The organism is Klenkia marina, assembly GCF_900101025.1.
Lineage (GTDB): Bacteria > Actinomycetota > Actinomycetes > Mycobacteriales > Geodermatophilaceae > Klenkia > Klenkia marina.
Genome location: NZ_FMUH01000002.1, coordinates 395,865 through 410,815 on the forward strand (window position 1 = coordinate 395,865; position 14,951 = coordinate 410,815).

Sequence of the window (14,951 nt, forward strand, 5' to 3'; positions counted from 1 at the left end):
GTGCCGTGGGTGCGGGGCACGGCGGGCCCGGGAGGGCTCAGTCGGCGTGCACCAGGAGGCCGCGGATGGTCTCGCCGGCGGCCTGGTCGGCGAAGCCCTGGTGCAGCTGGTCGAGGGAGTACCGCCGGGTCACCAGGCGGTCGAGCTCGAGCTTGCCCTCCTCGGCCAGCCGCAGCAGCATCGGCACGTCGCGGTGGGCGTTGCAGCTGCCGAACAGCGCGCCCTGGATGCGGTGCTCGTAGGCGGTCACCCCGTTGCCCTGCAGCGACAGCGTGACGTCGGAGGCGACGTCGGCCAGGGCGGTGAGCACCAGCGTGCCGCCCTTGCCCAGGCAGCGGGCGGCCCGCCGGGTGCTCTCGGCGTCGGTCGAGCCCAGCGCCAGGACGACGACGTCGGCGCCGTTGCCCCAGGTGAGCTCGCGGGCCAGCGCCGCGGCCTCCTGTGAGGTCTCCACGGCGTGGGTGGCGCCGATCGTCAGCGCGAACTCCCGCCGGAACGCGACCGGGTCGACGGCGACCACGTGCGAGGCGCCCGCGTGCACCGCGCCCTGCACCGCGTTGGCGCCCACCCCGCCGCAGCCGACCACCACCACGGTGTCGCCGGGCCGGGTGCCGCCGGCGTAGACGGCCGAGCCCCAGCCGGTGGGCACGCTGCAGGCCATGAGGGCCGCGGTGTCCAGCGGCAGCCACGGGTGGATCCTGATGACCGAGGCCTCGTGCAGCAGCGAGTGCCGGGCGAACGCCCCGACCATGCAGAAGGCGCCCAGCTCCTCGCCGTCCAGCCGGAAGGGCCAGGTGCCGGTGGGCAGCTGACCGGTGCCGATGGTGGCGCCCAGGTTGCACAGGTTCGACCGGCCCGAGGCGCACCACCGGCACGTGCCGCAGGCGGGCAGGAAGCTGGCCACCACGTGGTCGCCCGGTGCCACCCGGGTCACCCCGGCGCCGACCGCCAGGACGGTGCCGGAGCCCTCGTGGCCGCCGACGATCGGGTAGCGGCCACCGGCGTTGGAGTGCCGCAGGTGCTCGTCGGAGTGGCAGAGGCCGGCGTAGGCCATCTCCACCAGCACCTCGCCGGGGCCGGGGTCGCCGACCTCCAGCGTCACGAGCTCGTACTGGCCACCCTGGCTGCGCAGCACTGCGCCGGTCGTCTCCACGGCCTCATCCCAGCAGATGCCGGGCGGCGGCGTAGCCCCCGAGGCCGCTGACCGCGCCGCCGCGCACCGTGCCGCCCGAGGACGCCGACACCACGCGCGGGTGGGCGGTCGCCGCGCCCCAGGTGCCGGCGGGGTGCTGCTCGGTGGCCACCGGCCAGCTGAGGTCGCCGTGGAAGATGTGCCCGCCCGGCATGGCCAGCGACGCCTCGACGTCCAGCGGGGACGCCGCCTGCAGGCACGGCCGGCCCTCGGCGTCGGTCGCCAGGCAGTCGGCCAGCGGCTCCTCGAGCTGGGCGTCGAGCTGGGCCACGACCCGGCGCACGGCCTCGGTGCGGGTGCCCACCGGGTCGGCGGCGAACAGGTCGGCCGGGGTGTGCAGCCCGAACAGGGTCAGCGTGTGCAGACCGGTGCCGCCGGTGATCGACGGGTCGGTGAGGGAGTGGCAGTAGACCTCGAACGGGATGGTGCCCGGCAGTCGCCCTGCAGCGGCGTCGGCGTACGCGGCGTCGATCTGCGAGGCCGCCTCGTCGACGTGGCAGGTGCCGCCGAAGGCCACCGCGGGCGCCAGGCCCGAGCGGGGCCGGGGCAGCCGGGTCAGCACCATGTTGACCTTCAGCTGCGCGCCGACCGGGCGCGGACCGGGGGCGGTGCCGGTCAGCTGGTCGAGCACGGCGGGGGCGCAACCGGCCACCACGTGGGCGGCGTCCACGGCGTGCGCCGTCCCCTCGTCGTCGGTCCAGTGCACGGTGACGCCGTCGGACCGGGTCTCGACGGCGGTGACCGTCGCCCGGGTGCGCAGCTCGGCGCCGGCCCGGCGGGCCGCGTCGGCCATCGCCCCGCTCACCGCGCCCATCCCGCCCACCGGCACCCGCCACAGCCCCGTGCCGTTGCCGACGAGGTGGTAGACGAAGCAGCGCCCGGCCAGGCCGTCGGCGGCGTGCACGTCGGCGAAGGTGCCGATCAGGCCGTCGGTCAGCGCCACGCCCCGGGCGACGTCGGAGTCCAGGTGGTCGGCGACGACGTCGGCCAGCGGCCGTTCGACCAGGTCGCGGTACAGCTGCCCGTCGCGCAGGCGGCCCTCGAGCTCGGCGGCGCTCGGCAGCGGTTCGACGAGGGTGGGGGAGAGGTCCTCGGCGAGGGTGGTCAGCCGGCGGTAGAACCGCTGCCAGCCCGCCCACTCGGCGTCGGAACCGGTCAGGTCGCGGAACGAGGCCGCCGTCGCCGGGCCGGGGTCGCGCTCCACCAGCAGCGCACGGTCGCCGAGCAGGGTGGCCGAGCTGACCGCCCGGTCGGCCAGGGCGACGTCCAGGTCGAGGTCGGCCACCAGCCGGTCGGGCAGCAGGCTGACCAGGTAGGAGTAGGCCGAGAGCCGCACGTCGACCCCCGGGAACACCGCCTCGCTGACGGCCGCGCCGCCGAGCACGGCCCGCCGCTCGAGCACCAGCACCGACCGGCCGGCCCGGGCCAGGTAGGCCGCCGCCACCAGTCCGTTGTGCCCGCCGCCGACCACCGCCACGTCGTACCGCATGCCCGCATCGTCGCGCACCGGTTCCAGCGGAGTCGGTCGGTCACCGGTTGTGAGCGTGCCCATGGCGTGTCCGTCGGTCGATCGTGCGGAACTCCACAATCGGAGGGGGCCCGCTTGTCACGAGTCGGTCACGCACCTACCGTCGGTCCGTCCGGACGGATCGTTCCGCCACCTCCCCTGGGTGGCACCGGCCGGACGCCGCCGAACCGCTGCCGTCCCAGCACCACCACCAGCACCACCGGGGTAGGCACGGACCGGGGACCCACCGCAGCACTGGGGTGAAGCACCGACGGCCCGCGAGGGCCCGACGTGCCGGGCGAACTTCCCGTCCGAATCCGTCAGCTAACCCGGTAGGCGGCCTGTTGGAAGAAAGGACCACCCGCCGCACATGGCGAGTACCAGCACGCCTGCGCGCCGTCCCGCCCTCCGGGGTCGCCGCGCCGCCATCACCCTCCTCGCCGCGGCCGGTGTCGCCGCCGGCACCTTCGTCACCACCCCGGCGCAGGCCGCCCCCGGCGACCCGCAGCCCACCACCGCCGCCGAGGCCGCCCAGCTCATCGTCGACCGCGGCCAGCAGCTCGAGGTCCTCACCGAGCAGTTCAACGACGCCCGCGTCGCGCTCGACACCGACCAGGCAGCCGCCGCCCAGGCCGCCGCCACCGCGCAGGCCGCCCAGGCCGCGCTGACCGCCGCGCAGGGCACCGTCACCGACGTCGCCCGCAGCGCCTACCAGGGCGGCAACCAGTTCAACTCGCTGCAGGCGCTGCTCACCTCGCAGTCGGCCGGTGAGTTCGTCGAGCAGTCGGCCACCCTAGACCTGATCTCGCAGCACACCACCGACGTCCTGGCCCAGGCCCAGGCCGCCAACGACGCCGCGGCGGCCGCGCAGCAGCAGGCCGAGCAGGCCACCGCCGACGCGCAGGCCCAGTTCGACGCCGTCGCGGCCCAGCAGGCGACGCTGAACACCGAGATCGCCGCCTACCAGGCGCAGTACGCGCAGCTCACGGCCGCCGAGCAGGCCGCCGTCGCCTCCACCGGCGACGTCGCGACCACCGGCACCGCCAGCACCTCGGGCGGCTCGGCCCGCTCCGGCGGTGCGAGCCAGTCGGTCGGCAGCGTGGTGGCCAACTCCGCCGCCGCGCAGACCGCCGTCGACACCGCGCTGGCCCAGCAGGGCGACCCCTACGTCTGGGCCGCCTCGGGCCCCGACAGCTTCGACTGCTCCGGCCTGGTGCAGTACGCCTACGCCGCGGCCGGCGTCTCGCTGCCGCACTCCAGCAAGGGGCAGGCGTCCATGGGCGTCGCCGTGTCGCGCGGTGAGCTGCAGCCCGGTGACCTGGTGGCGTTCTACTCGCCGGTCAGCCACATCGGCATCTACATCGGCAACGGCATGATGGTCCACGCCCCGACGTCCGGCGACGTCGTCAAGGTGGCCAGCATCGACGCCATGGGCTCCTCGCCCACCGCGTACCGGCGCCTCGCGGGCTGACACCCGCACGCACGTCCCGGGACCCCGGTCACCGCACGGTGACCGGGGTTCCGTGCTGTGCGGGGTCGGTCACACCCGGGGACACCGCTGGGCCCTGCGCCGTTGGACCAGGTCGTGGCCACCCTGCTCGCACCCCGCACCGTTGCCCGCGCCTTCCGCGTCGTCGCGCTCGCCGAGGCGGTGAGCTGGGCGCTGCTGCTGGCCGGCATGTTCGTGAAGTGGGTGCTGGGCACCTCCGAGGTCGGCGTCCAAGTCGCCGGGCCGATCCACGGCGCGGTGTTCGTCGTCTACGTCGTCCTGGCGCTGGCCTGCTGGCGGGTGCTGCGCTGGGACCTCCGCACGACCGCGCTCGCGTTGGTCGCCTCGGTCCCGCCGTTCGCCACCGTGTGGTTCGAGCGGTGGGCCGTCCGCACCGGGCGGCTCCCCCTGGGTGCCCCGGCGACCACCCCCTAGCCTGCAGGGCATGCCGAGCGTCGAGCCCGCCACCGCGCGCACCCTGCTGGCCCGCACCGCCCGCGTGCAGGCCGAGGGCCGCGCCCCGAGCCTGGTGGCCGGCGTGGTGCGCGACGGCGGGCTGGTGTGGTCGGCCGGTCGCGGCGACGTGGCCGACCCGCACACCGACGTCCAGTACCGGCTCGGCTCGATCAGCAAGACCGTCACCGCCGTGGCCGTCATGCGGCTGCGCGACGAGGGCCGGCTGCACCTCGACGACCCGCTCGAGGAGCACCTCCCCGGCACCCCGCTGGGGGCGCGCACCGTCGGCCAGCTGCTCTCCCACCTGGCGGGGGCGTCCAGCGAGAGCCCCGGGGGCTGGTGGGAACGGGTCCCGGGCGGGTCGCTGGCCGACCTCCAGCTGGGCCCCGAGCACGTGGTGCTCGGTGCGGCCCGCCGGTTCCACTACTCCAACCTGGGGTTCGGCCTGCTCGGCGAGCTCGTCGCCCGGGCGCGGGGCGCGTCCTGGGCCGACGTCGTCACCCGCGAGGTGCTGGCGCCCCTGGGCATGACCCGCACGACCCCCCGGCCCTCGGGTGCGGCGGCGCAGGGCACCGCGGTGCACCCGTGGGCCGACGTGGTCCTGCCCGAGCCCGAGCACGACGCCGGGGTCATGGACGCCGCCGGCCAGCTCTGGGCCACCCTGGCCGACCTCGCGCGGTTCGGCGCGTTCCTGCTCGGCGACACCGGCGACGTGCTGTCCCCGGCCACGCTGGCCGAGATGGTGGTGCCGGCCGGCGTCGACTCCTCAGCGGCGGGGTGGTCGGCCTACGGGCTCGGCGTGCAGGTGCTGCGGGTCGACGGCGCCACCCTGGTGGGCCACGGCGGCTCGATGCCCGGCTTCCTGGCCGGGGTGTTCGTCGACCGCACCGAGCTGACCGGCGCGGTGATGCTGGCCAACACCACCAGCGGGCTGGACCCCCTGGTGCCCGGCCTGCTCGCCGACCTCAAGGCCGCCGAACCCAGGGTCGTGCCCGCCTGGTCGCCGTCCCCGCCGCCGGTGCCGCTCGACGTCCTCGGGGTGTGGTTCTGGGGCCCGGCGCCGCACGTGCTGCGGGCGCAGGCCGGCGGCGTGCTGCACCTGGGGCCCCTCCCCGGCCGCGCGGGGCGGGCCAGCCGGTTCGTGCGCCGCTCGGACGGCGGCTGGGTCGGGCTGGACGGCTACTACGCGGGGGAGACCCTGCGCATCGCCGCCGACCACCTCGACCTCGCCACCTTCACCTTCACCCGGCAGCCCTACGACCCCGCCGCCCCGGTGCCCGGCGGCGTCGACCCGGCGGGCTGGCGCTGAGGTCGGTTCAGGCCCGGTCGAGGGCTGCCAGGGTGGAGTGCGTGGCCAAGCCGTAGGCGAGGTGCGGTACGACGTCGGCGGCCCAGTCGGTGGCCGACCAGGTGCGCGGGTCGTTGATCCCCAGCACCGCCATCGGGCCGTTCGCGCCGACCAGGGCGCCGACGGTGGCCACCAGACCGCCCACCAGCGGGTTCGGCCGGAACCCGGCGGCCCGGGCGAGGCCGGCCAGCACCCCGACGCCCACGCCCGCCACGATGCCGGTCAGCGGGCCCAGCCCCGCCACCCGGTTGTCCCGGGTGTCGCCCTCGCCCGGGATCGCGACGTGCGCCTTGTCGGCCAGCGCCTCGACGGTCTGCTCGGGGGTGTCGCTGGTGCCCCGTCCGCGCAGCACCATGTCCAGGTAGGTGACGGTGTTGAGCACCGTCGTCCCCGCGGCGCCGGCGGCCGCCCCGCGGACCAGCCACCCGCCGGTGGAGATGCCCCGCCTGCCCGTGCCGAATGCCCCGAGGGGGGTCCTGGTCGCCATGGAGCGGCCGGTACCCGGGGCCGGCGCCGCGGCAAACGGTCACCAGCGGCAGACGGTCACCCGCTGGGCCGGCACCTGCCCGGTCTCGATGAAGGTGTTCACCGGGTCGTCGATGCACGGGTCGCCGCGGCCGTAGACCACGTGCGGGCCGTAGAGCTGCACGATCGCCGCGTCCGCGGGGCCGGCGCCGGGGGTCAGGTCGCGGAAGACGTCCTGCGCGCCCACGAACGGCGTGTTCGGGTCGGTGTCGGCGTTGAGCACCATCACCGGGTAGGGCGGGTCGGTGACCGGCGCCGGGCGTGCGACGTCGGCGGTCGTGGTCGAGCCCGGCCAGAACAGGCAGTCGAGGTCGCCGTAGTACGTGCTGCCCAGGCGCAGCTGGTCGATGCCCTGCTGCGCCGAGACGTCCAGCCACTCGTCCAGCACCGCGCGCGGGTCCCCGCCCTGCGGCACGAAGTTGTAGTCCTGGCACTCGACGGCGTAGAACAGCGCGTCGGAGAACCCGGGGTCCGGGCCACCGCCGGAGCCGCCGTTGCCCAGCTCGTCGAGGGCGCCGAAGTCCCCGTTCAGGGCGTCGTCCAGGGCGGCGGAGAAGTCCTCGCGGCCGTACGGGTCGCCCACGGCGGACCCGGCGGCCGCCCGCAGGGTGAGGTCGTCGACCGGGTCCCCGCCGGGCGGGGTGACCGGGGCCGCGGCCAGCTGCTCGAGCAGGGTGTCGTACCCGGCGGCCGAGTCGCCCGGGGCGGCGTCGGCGCAGACCGGGTCGGCGTCGCAGCGGGCGAAGGTGGCCGCCAGCACGCCGGAGTAGGCCTTCGCCGCCTGCACCGCGAACTCGGGCTGGTCGGTGGTCAGGTCGACCACGCCGTCGAGCACCAGCCCGGCGACGCGGTCGGGGTGGGCCCCGGCGTAGGTCTGCACGTACTGGGTGCCGTAGCTCTCGCCGTACAGGGTCAGCTTCGGGGCGCCCAGCCACTGCCGGAAGTCCTCCAGGTCCTCCACGGCCTGGGCGGTGGCGTAGCGGGGGGCGGTGGCCGGGTCGACGCCGGCCTCGGCGAAGCAGTCCTCGCCGAACTGCGTGCTCGCGGCGGCGAACTCGTCGCGCTCGGCGGCGGTGGACGCGGCGTCGACGGGCACGAAGTAGTCGTAGTAGGCCTCGTCGCAGCGCAGCTCCTGGGAGAGCCCGATGCCGCGCTGGTCGAAGAACACGACGTCGAAGCCCTGCCGCACCGCGTCGGGGAAGCCGGCCGTGTAGGCGTCGGCGGCGGCCAGCCCGCTGGACCCGGGCCCGCCGGTGGCGGTGACGAAGACGCCCTGCCGCTCGCCCTCGGCGCGCAGCAGGCCGAAGGTGACGTCCCAGTGCTCGCCGCCGGGGTCGGCGTGGTCGACCGGCACGCTCAGGGTCACGCACGAGAAGTCGCCCGCCCCGGTGGCGGCCGCACAGGGCTCCTCGGAGACGAACGCCCAGCCCTGCGGGGCCGGCGACGCCGTCCCGTCGATGCGGCACCCGGCCAGCAGCAGGACGACGAGCAGCAGGAGGGGGCGGATCCGCACGGCGCACCCTAACCGCGGCTCAGCGGCGGGCGGCGCGTTCCAGCAGCGGTGTCATGCGGTGGTCGACGAACCGGCGCAGCGCGAGGTTGGTGTCGGTGCGCTGCACCCCGGGGATGGCCAGCACCTGCTCGCTGATCCGCCACAGGTCGTCGGCGTCGACCGCGACCACCTGCACCAGCAGGTCGGCCGCCCCCGACAGGCCGATCACCTCGAGCACCTCGGGGATGTCGGCCAGCCCCGCGCTCACCTCGGCCAGCGAGGTCTGGACGACGGTCACCGTGATGTAGGCGCCCAGCCGGTAGCCCAGCGCCTCGGGCCGCACCCGCCGCTCGAAGGGGTCCAGCACCCCGCCCGACTCCAGCCGGGCCAACCGGGCCTGCACGGTGTTGCGGGCCAGCCCCAGCGACTGCGACAGGGCCATCACGGTGGCCCGCGGGTCCTCCGACAACGCCAGCAGCAGGCGGGCGTCGGTGGCGTCGATCCCGGTCACGGTGCTCAGTGTGCCACGCCACACCGGGGTGTCACTGACCATCGTGCGCAGTTCTCACCCCCTCCCTTGCGCATCTCGGCGCGGGAGTGATGTGCTGCACACGGTGCCCCCGACGTGTCCGGGGCCACCACCGTGCAGCGAGGAGGACAGCCCGTGACCGCAGTGCCCGAGGCCCAGGAGATGGTGGACCCCGTCCCCGGGGCCGCCGCCCCGCACCTGCCGGCCCAGCCCGAGCTGGTCCAGCTGCTCACCCCCGAGGGCGAGCGGGTCGAGCACCCCGAGTACGCCCTCGACGTCACCGACGACGAGCTGCGCGCCCTCTACCGCGACCTGGCGCTCGTGCGCCGGTGGGACGTCGAGGCCACCGCGCTGCAGCGGCAGGGCGAACTGGGCATCTGGGCCTCGCTGCTGGGCCAGGAGGCCGCGCAGATCGGCGCCGGCCGGGCGCTCGGGGACGACGACATGGCCTTCCCGACCTACCGCGAGCACGGGGTGGCCTGGACCCGCGGGGTTGACCCGCTGCAGGTGATCAGCCTGTTCCGCGGCAACGACCTCGGCGGCTGGGACCCCCTGGCCACGAAGTTCAACCTCTACACCGTGGTGATCGGCGCGCAGTGCCTGCACGCCACCGGGTACGCGATGGGCATCCAGCGCGACACGGCCGACGCCGCGGCGATCGCCTTCCTCGGCGACGGCGCCACCAGCCAGGGCGAGGTCAACGAGGCCATGATCTGGGCCGCCACGTTCGACGCCCCGGTGGTCTTCTTCTGCCAGAACAACCAGTACGCGATCTCGGTGCCGATCGAGCGGCAGAGCAAGGTGCCGCTGTTCCGCCGGGCGGCGGGCTTCGGGTTCCCCGGGGTGCGGGTCGACGGCAACGACGTCCTCGCCGTCCTGGCGGTGACCCGGGCGGCGCTGGCGCGGGCGCGCGAGGGTTCGGGGCCCACGTTCATCGAGGCGTTCACCTACCGCATGGGCGCGCACACCACCTCCGACGACCCGACCCGCTACCGGCTGGCCGACGAGCTCGAGGAGTGGAAGCTGCGCGACCCGATCGCCCGGCTGAAGGCCCACCTGTCGCGGTCGGGCAAGGCCGGGCCTGAGTTCTTCGCCGCCGTCGACGCCGAGGGGGACGAGCTGGCCAAGCACATCCGCTCGGGCACCCTCGACATGCCCGACCCCGCACCCACCGAGATGTTCGACCACGTCTACGCCGAGCAGACCGACGAGATCGCCGCCCAGCGTGCGGCGTTCCTCGCCTACCAGGAGGGCTTCGAGAAGTGACCACCCTGACCCTGGGCAAGGCGCTCAACACCGGCCTGCGCAAGGCCATGGAGGACGACCCGAAGGTCGTGCTCATGGGCGAGGACATCGGCAAGCTCGGCGGTGTCTTCCGGATCACCGACGGCCTGCAGAAGGACTTCGGCGAGGCCCGCGTCGTCGACACCCCGCTCGCCGAGGCCGGCATCGTCGGCACCGCGGTCGGGCTGGCCATGCGCGGCTACCGGCCGGTGGTGGAGATCCAGTTCGACGGGTTCGTGTTCCCCGCCTACAACCAGATCGTCACCCAGGTGGCCAAGATCCACGCCCGCTCGCGCGGCCGGCTGCCGATGCCGATCACGATCCGCATCCCCTTCGGCGGCGGCATCGGCGCGGTCGAGCACCACAGCGAGAGCCCCGAGGCCTACTTCGCGCACACCACCGGCCTGAAGGTCGTCGCGGTGAGCAACCCGGCCGACGCCTACTGGATGCTCCAGCAGGCCATCGCCTGCCCCGACCCGGTGGTGTTCTTCGAGCCCAAGCGCCGGTACTGGGACAAGGCCGAGGTCGACCTCGAGGCCACCCCGCAGCCGCTGTTCACCTCCCGGGTGGTCCGCTCGGGCGACGACCTCACCCTGCTCGCCTACGGCCCGATGGTGAAGACGGCGCTGCAGGCGGCCCAGGCCGCCGAGGACGAGGGCCGGTCGATCGAGGTCATCGACCTGCGCACGCTCTCCCCGCTCGACCTGACCCCGGTCGAGGAGTCGGTGCGCCGCACCGGCCGCTGCGTCGTCGTGCACGAGGCGCAGACCACGCTCGGCCTGGGTGCCGAGATCGCCGCTCGCGTCACCGAGAGCTGCTTCCACTCCCTCGAGGCCCCGGTGCTGCGGGTCGGTGGCTACGACGTCACCTACCCGCCGTCCAAGCTCGAGGAGGAGTACCTGCCCGACCTGGACCGGGTGCTGCACGTCGTCGACCGCGCGATGGAGTTCTGATGGCCGACCTGCGCCAGTTCAAGCTGCCCGACGTCGGCGAGGGCCTCACCGAGGGCGAGATCCTGCAGTGGCTCGTCGCCGTCGGCGACGTCGTCGTGACCAACCAGCCGCTGTGCGAGGTGGAGACGGCCAAGGCCGCCGTCGAGCTGCCCAGCCCGTACGCCGGCACGGTGGTCGAGCTGCTGCACGAGCCCGGGACGACGGTCGACGTCGGCGCCCCGATCATCACCATCGACCTCGGCGGCGACGGCCCGGCCGCCGCACCGGCACCGGCCGACGACACCCCCGCCGCCGGGCTCATCGGCGGCCCGGCCCCTGGCGGGCGCACCTCGGTGCTGGTCGGCTACGGCCCGAAGAACACCGAGGCCGTGCGCCGCCCCCGCCGCTCGGGTGCCGCCGTCGCCGACCGGGCGACGGCTCCCCAGGTCCTCCCCGAGGCCGACTACGGGTCGGGCACCGAGCGCCCGCCGCTGCTGGCCACCGCCCCCGACGCCACCACCAAGCCGGTGCGGCACGGCGGGCTGGAGATCGGCCGGGCCGCCGAGCAGCACGCCGGCTACACCACCGCCGCCTCGGCGCAGGCCGTGGCGCCCGGGCGCCGGGCACCCCGCCCGCTGGCCAAGCCGCCGGTGCGCAAGTACGCCAAGGACGCCGGCGTCGACCTCGCGACGGTCACCGGCACCGGCCCGGGCGGGGTCATCACCCGCGCCGACGTCGACGCCGTCCGCACCGGGGGCGCCGCCGCCCAGCCGGCCCGCACCCCGGCCGAGCTGGCCGCCGACGCCGGCACCGTGGTCCGGTTCCCCGCACCCGAGGCGGGGACGGAGGGGCGCGAGCAGCGCATCCCGATCAAGGGGGTGCGCAAGCACACGGCCGCGGCGATGGTCAGCAGCGCGTTCACCGCCCCGCACGTGACGGAGTTCCTGACCGTCGACGTCACCCGGATGATGGCGCTGCGCGAGCGGCTGGCTGCCCGGCCCGAGCTGGCCGGCCTCAAGGTCAGCCCGCTGCTGTTCGTGGCCAAGGCGCTGCTGCTGGCCGCCCGCCGGCACCCGATGGTGAACAGCTCGTGGGACGAGGCGGCGCAGGAGATCGTGGTCAAGGACTACGTGAACCTGGGCATCGCCGCAGCCACCCCGCGGGGCCTCGTCGTCCCGAACATCAAGGACGCCGGGCGGCTGTCGCTGGCCGAGCTGGCCGGGGCACTGGCCGACCTCACCGCCACGGCCCGGGCCGGGAAGACCTCGCCGAGCGCGATGTCCGGCGGCACCATCACGATCACCAACGTGGGCGTGTTCGGGGTGGACACCGGCACGCCGATCCTCAACCCCGGCGAGTCGGCGATCCTGGCCTTCGGGGCGGTCCGCGAGATGCCGTGGGTGCACAAGGGCAGGATCAAGGTGCGTCAGGTGACGCAGCTGGCCCTGTCGTTCGACCACCGGATCATCGACGGCGAGCTGGGCAGCCGCTTCCTCGCCGACATCGGCGCGGTGCTGCACGACCCCGGCGTGGCCCTCGCCCTCTAGCGGCCGGTCACGGGGTTCTCGCCCTCTCGATCCGCGTCGAGGGGGCGGGAACCCCGTAGTGCGGCGGCGAGATCGGGGTTCGGGGGCTCGTGGGCGCCCCGGAGGCCCCGCGCACCCCGATCTGGGTGGCCCGGGACGACGACGGCCCCCTCCCCGCAGCTGCGGGGAGGGGGCCGTCGTGGCGGAGCTTGTTACTCGGCGTCGAGGTCGCGCTCGACCATGCCGGCGATCTCGGCCAGGACGGCCTCGTCGTCGCTGCTGACCTCGACCTCGGCGCCCTTCTTGGCGCCCAGGGTCATGATCATCAGGGGCGAGCCGGCGTCGACCGGGTTGCCACCCGGGGTGGCGAGGGTGACGGGCACCCCGGCCTTGCCGACGGCCTCGGCGATCAGGGCGGCGGGGCGGGCGTGCAGACCCACGGCGGAACCGACGGTCACGGTCTTGCTGGGCATCGAGGTGCTCTCCTCTGCGTCGAGTGAGTGCGGGGCGCGGGCGGGATCACCGCCCGCGCCCCGGTGTCGGGGTCGATCCTGTCAGTTCTTGCTGAGCGCGGCACCCGTGGCGGTGGACGACCCCGCCATGGCGGCCTCGGTGGCCTCGGCCGGCGCCGCCTCGGGCTTGCGACCGATGCTCTTGGCGACGGTGACGGCGACGGCGCCGACGGCCGCGCCGATCAGCACCGCGAGCAGGAAGAGGACGAACTTCGTCATCGCGAAGAAGACGAACACCCCGCCGTGCGGTGCCCGCAGCTCGACGTCGAACGCCGCGATGAGGGCGCCGGCGGTGGCTCCGCCGAGCATCATCGAGGGGATGACCCGCAGCGGGTCGGCCGCGGCGAACGGGATGGCGCCCTCGGAGATGAACGAGGCACCGAGCAGCCAGGCCGCCTTGCCGTTCTCCCGCTCGGCCTGGGTGTACAGGCGCTTGCGGATGGTGGTGGAGATGGCCATGGCCAGCGGGGGCACCATGCCGGCGCCCATGACGATGGCCATGATGCGCAGCGCCGCGGGGCTCGGGTCGGCGACGCCGATGCCCGTGGTGGCGAAGACGTAGGCCGCCTTGTTGACCGGACCGCCCAGGTCGAAGCACATCATCAGGCCGAGGATGATCCCGAGCAGGATGGCCGAGGAGCCCGACAGGCCGGTCAGGAAGTTGCCCAGACCGCGCAGCGCGGCGGCCAGCGGCTGGCCGAGGAACAGCACCATGATGCCGCTGGAGATCACCGTGGCCAGCAGCGGGATGATGACGACCGGCTGCAGGCCACGGACGCCCGCGGGCAGCTTCCAGCCGGAGATCCACTTGGCCGCGAACCCGGCGATGATGCCGCCGACCAGGCCGCCGAGGAAGCCGGCGCCGACGGTGCCGGAGACCGCACCGACCACGAAGCCGGGGACGATGCCCGGACGGTCGGCGATGGCGTAGGCGATGTAGCCGGCCAGCGCGGGCACCAGGAAGCCGAAGGCGGCCTGGCCGAGGACGGTGAACAGGGCGCCGAGGTAGCCGAGCAGGCCGTCGTTGAGGCCCTGGCCGGCGTCGGCGGTCGAGGGGAGGTTGAAGAAGCTGTTGTTCAGCGCCCAGTTCAGCGCGTAGCTCTGGCCGGCGTCCGAGGCCGGGTCGCCCAGGACGATCCGGTACCCGCCGAACAGGAAGCCCAGGGCGATGAGCAGACCGCCGGCGGCGACGAACGGGATCATGTAGCTGACGCCGGTGAGCAGCCAGCGGCGGATCTCCGAACCCACCCCGGCGCCCCCGCCGGAGGACGCGGTGGAGGCCTCGGCGCCCGAGCCGCCCGGCACCCGGCGGGCGTTCGGGTCCTGGGCGGCGGCGAGGGCCTCGCGGATCATGACCTCGGGCTCCTGGATGGCCCGCTTGGTGCCCGACTGCACGACCGGCTTGCCGGCGAACCGCTCGCGGTCCCGGACGCCGACGTCGACGGCGAAGATCACCGCGGCGGCCTTGCTGATGACCGAGGGGTCCAGCGGGGTGGCGCCCGAGGAGCCCTGGGTCTCCACGTGCAGCTCGACGCCCATCTCCCGGGCGGCGGCGGCCAGCTTGTCGGCGGCCATGTAGGTGTGCGCGATGCCGGTCGGGCAGGCGCTGATCGCGACCAGCGTCGGGCCGTCGGTGGCGGCCGGGGCCGCGGCGGCGGGGGTGGCCGCGGGGGCGGCGGGGGTGGTGGCCGCCGGCGCGGGGGAGACGACGTCCTGCACCAGGGTGACGACCTCCTGCGCGGAGGAGGCGTTGCGCAGCGAGGCCACGAACTCCGGGCGCACCAGCGCGCGGGCCAGCGACGAGAGCAGCGTCAGGTGGTCGGCGTCGCCGGCCTCGGGCGCGGCGATGAGGAACACCAGGTCGGCCGGGCCGTCGGGGGCGCCGAAGTCGGCACCCGGACGCAGCCGGGCGAAGGCCAGCGAGGCCTCGGTGACCGCGGCCGAGCGGCAGTGCGGGATCGCGATGCCGCCGGGCAGGCCGGTGGCCACCTTGGCCTCGCGGTCCATGGCGTCGGAGTACAGGCCCTCGGCCGAGGTGGCCCGGCCGCTGCCGGCGACCAGCTCGGAGAGCTGCCGGATGACGGCGGTCTTGTCAGCGCCCGGGCTGACGTCGAGCGCCACCAGCTCGGTGGTGATGAGTGCGGACACGGGGTTGCTCC

Annotated in this window: 13 protein-coding genes and 1 riboswitch; of the genes, 6 read left to right on the plus strand and 7 right to left on the minus strand. The window is 75.0% G+C overall.

Annotated features, from left to right (window positions below; all coding sequences use genetic code 11):
• Positions 1 to 37 precede the first annotated feature (37 nt).
• Together BLP29_RS07080 and BLP29_RS07085 are read right to left on the minus strand one after the other, a co-directional pair.
• Positions 38 to 1,153 carry an NDMA-dependent alcohol dehydrogenase gene (locus BLP29_RS07080; RefSeq protein WP_092801789.1) on the minus strand — a complete coding sequence of 372 codons (1,116 nt, stop codon included), beginning with the start codon at positions 1,151 to 1,153 and terminating at the stop codon, positions 38 to 40.
• Between the two features lie 4 nt (positions 1,154 to 1,157).
• Complete coding sequence (locus tag BLP29_RS07085) at positions 1,158 to 2,681, minus strand: phytoene desaturase family protein (protein ID WP_092801792.1); 1,524 nt, start codon at positions 2,679 to 2,681, stop codon at positions 1,158 to 1,160.
• 223 nt (positions 2,682 to 2,904) lie between these two features.
• Positions 2,905 to 3,054, plus strand: a riboswitch (cyclic di-AMP (ydaO/yuaA leader).
• A gap of 15 nt (positions 3,055 to 3,069) precedes the next feature.
• On the opposite strand from BLP29_RS07085, the gene BLP29_RS07090 reads away from it, so the two are divergent.
• The 3 genes from BLP29_RS07090 (at position 3,070) to BLP29_RS07100 (ending at position 5,953) form a co-directional block, all read left to right on the plus strand.
• Positions 3,070 to 4,170, plus strand: coding sequence for a C40 family peptidase (locus BLP29_RS07090; RefSeq protein ID WP_092801794.1), 1,101 nt, complete (start codon positions 3,070 to 3,072; stop codon positions 4,168 to 4,170).
• A 114-nt stretch (positions 4,171 to 4,284) separates the two neighbouring features.
• A complete protein-coding gene (locus BLP29_RS07095) occupies positions 4,285 to 4,623 on the plus strand; it encodes a DUF3817 domain-containing protein (protein ID WP_243469757.1) in 339 nt (112 codons plus the stop codon).
• 10 nt (positions 4,624 to 4,633) lie between these two features.
• Positions 4,634 to 5,953, plus strand: a complete 1,320-nt coding sequence (locus BLP29_RS07100) for a serine hydrolase domain-containing protein (protein ID WP_092801797.1) — start codon at positions 4,634 to 4,636, stop codon at positions 5,951 to 5,953.
• 7 nt (positions 5,954 to 5,960) lie between these two features.
• On the opposite strand, the gene BLP29_RS07105 is transcribed toward BLP29_RS07100, so the two are convergent.
• From BLP29_RS07105 to BLP29_RS07115, 3 genes are read right to left on the minus strand one after another with little or no spacing between them, the layout of a single operon-like run.
• Positions 5,961 to 6,479 (minus strand): hypothetical protein, encoded by a 519-nt coding sequence (locus BLP29_RS07105; protein WP_207798355.1) that lies wholly within the window; start codon positions 6,477 to 6,479, stop codon positions 5,961 to 5,963.
• Positions 6,480 to 6,518: 39 nt separating this feature from the next.
• Complete coding sequence (locus BLP29_RS07110; protein WP_092801800.1) at positions 6,519 to 8,030, minus strand: alpha/beta fold hydrolase; 1,512 nt, start codon at positions 8,028 to 8,030, stop codon at positions 6,519 to 6,521.
• 19 nt (positions 8,031 to 8,049) lie between these two features.
• The gene (locus BLP29_RS07115; protein WP_207798356.1) at positions 8,050 to 8,520 is read right to left on the minus strand and encodes an Lrp/AsnC family transcriptional regulator; all 471 of its coding nucleotides are present in this window, start codon (positions 8,518 to 8,520) and stop codon (positions 8,050 to 8,052) included.
• 153 nt (positions 8,521 to 8,673) lie between these two features.
• Here BLP29_RS07115 and pdhA point away from each other — a divergent pair, with 153 nt between their 5' ends.
• Genes pdhA through BLP29_RS07130 form a run of 3 tightly spaced genes read left to right on the plus strand, consistent with a single transcriptional unit; the run spans position 8,674 to position 12,301 of the window.
• Positions 8,674 to 9,804, plus strand: coding sequence for a pyruvate dehydrogenase (acetyl-transferring) E1 component subunit alpha (gene pdhA, locus BLP29_RS07120; RefSeq protein ID WP_243469758.1), 1,131 nt, complete (start codon positions 8,674 to 8,676; stop codon positions 9,802 to 9,804).
• On the plus strand, positions 9,801 to 10,775 hold the full coding sequence (locus tag BLP29_RS07125) for an alpha-ketoacid dehydrogenase subunit beta (RefSeq protein ID WP_092801806.1): 975 nt from the start codon (positions 9,801 to 9,803) through the stop codon (positions 10,773 to 10,775). The genes pdhA and BLP29_RS07125 overlap by 4 nt, the downstream gene beginning before the upstream one ends.
• On the plus strand, positions 10,775 to 12,301 hold the full coding sequence (locus tag BLP29_RS07130; protein ID WP_092801809.1) for a dihydrolipoamide acetyltransferase family protein: 1,527 nt from the start codon (positions 10,775 to 10,777) through the stop codon (positions 12,299 to 12,301). The genes BLP29_RS07125 and BLP29_RS07130 overlap by 1 nt, the downstream gene beginning before the upstream one ends.
• A gap of 191 nt (positions 12,302 to 12,492) precedes the next feature.
• Here the strand turns inward: BLP29_RS07130 and BLP29_RS07135 are convergent, their stop codons facing one another.
• Together BLP29_RS07135 and BLP29_RS07140 are read right to left on the minus strand one after the other, a co-directional pair.
• Positions 12,493 to 12,753 carry an HPr family phosphocarrier protein gene (locus BLP29_RS07135; protein WP_092801813.1) on the minus strand — a complete coding sequence of 87 codons (261 nt, stop codon included), beginning with the start codon at positions 12,751 to 12,753 and terminating at the stop codon, positions 12,493 to 12,495.
• An 81-nt stretch (positions 12,754 to 12,834) separates the two neighbouring features.
• On the minus strand, positions 12,835 to 14,940 hold the full coding sequence (locus tag BLP29_RS07140) for a PTS fructose transporter subunit IIABC (RefSeq protein ID WP_092801816.1): 2,106 nt from the start codon (positions 14,938 to 14,940) through the stop codon (positions 12,835 to 12,837).
• Between the last annotated feature and the right edge of the window lie 11 nt (positions 14,941 to 14,951).

Bases quoted from the DNA above. Each gene is read 5' to 3' on its own strand.
- BLP29_RS07085 (WP_092801792.1), bottom strand. From the start codon at position 2,681: ATGCGGTACGACGTGGCGGTGGTCGGCGGCGGGCACAACGGACTGGTG.
- BLP29_RS07090 (WP_092801794.1), top strand. From the start codon at position 3,070: ATGGCGAGTACCAGCACGCCTGCGCGCCGTCCCGCCCTCCGGGGTCGC.
- BLP29_RS07100 (WP_092801797.1), top strand. From the start codon at position 4,634: ATGCCGAGCGTCGAGCCCGCCACCGCGCGCACCCTGCTGGCCCGCACC.
- BLP29_RS07105 (WP_207798355.1), bottom strand. From the start codon at position 6,479: ATGGCGACCAGGACCCCCCTCGGGGCATTCGGCACGGGCAGGCGGGGC.
- BLP29_RS07130 (WP_092801809.1), top strand. From the start codon at position 10,775: ATGGCCGACCTGCGCCAGTTCAAGCTGCCCGACGTCGGCGAGGGCCTC.
- BLP29_RS07135 (WP_092801813.1), bottom strand. From the start codon at position 12,753: ATGCCCAGCAAGACCGTGACCGTCGGTTCCGCCGTGGGTCTGCACGCC.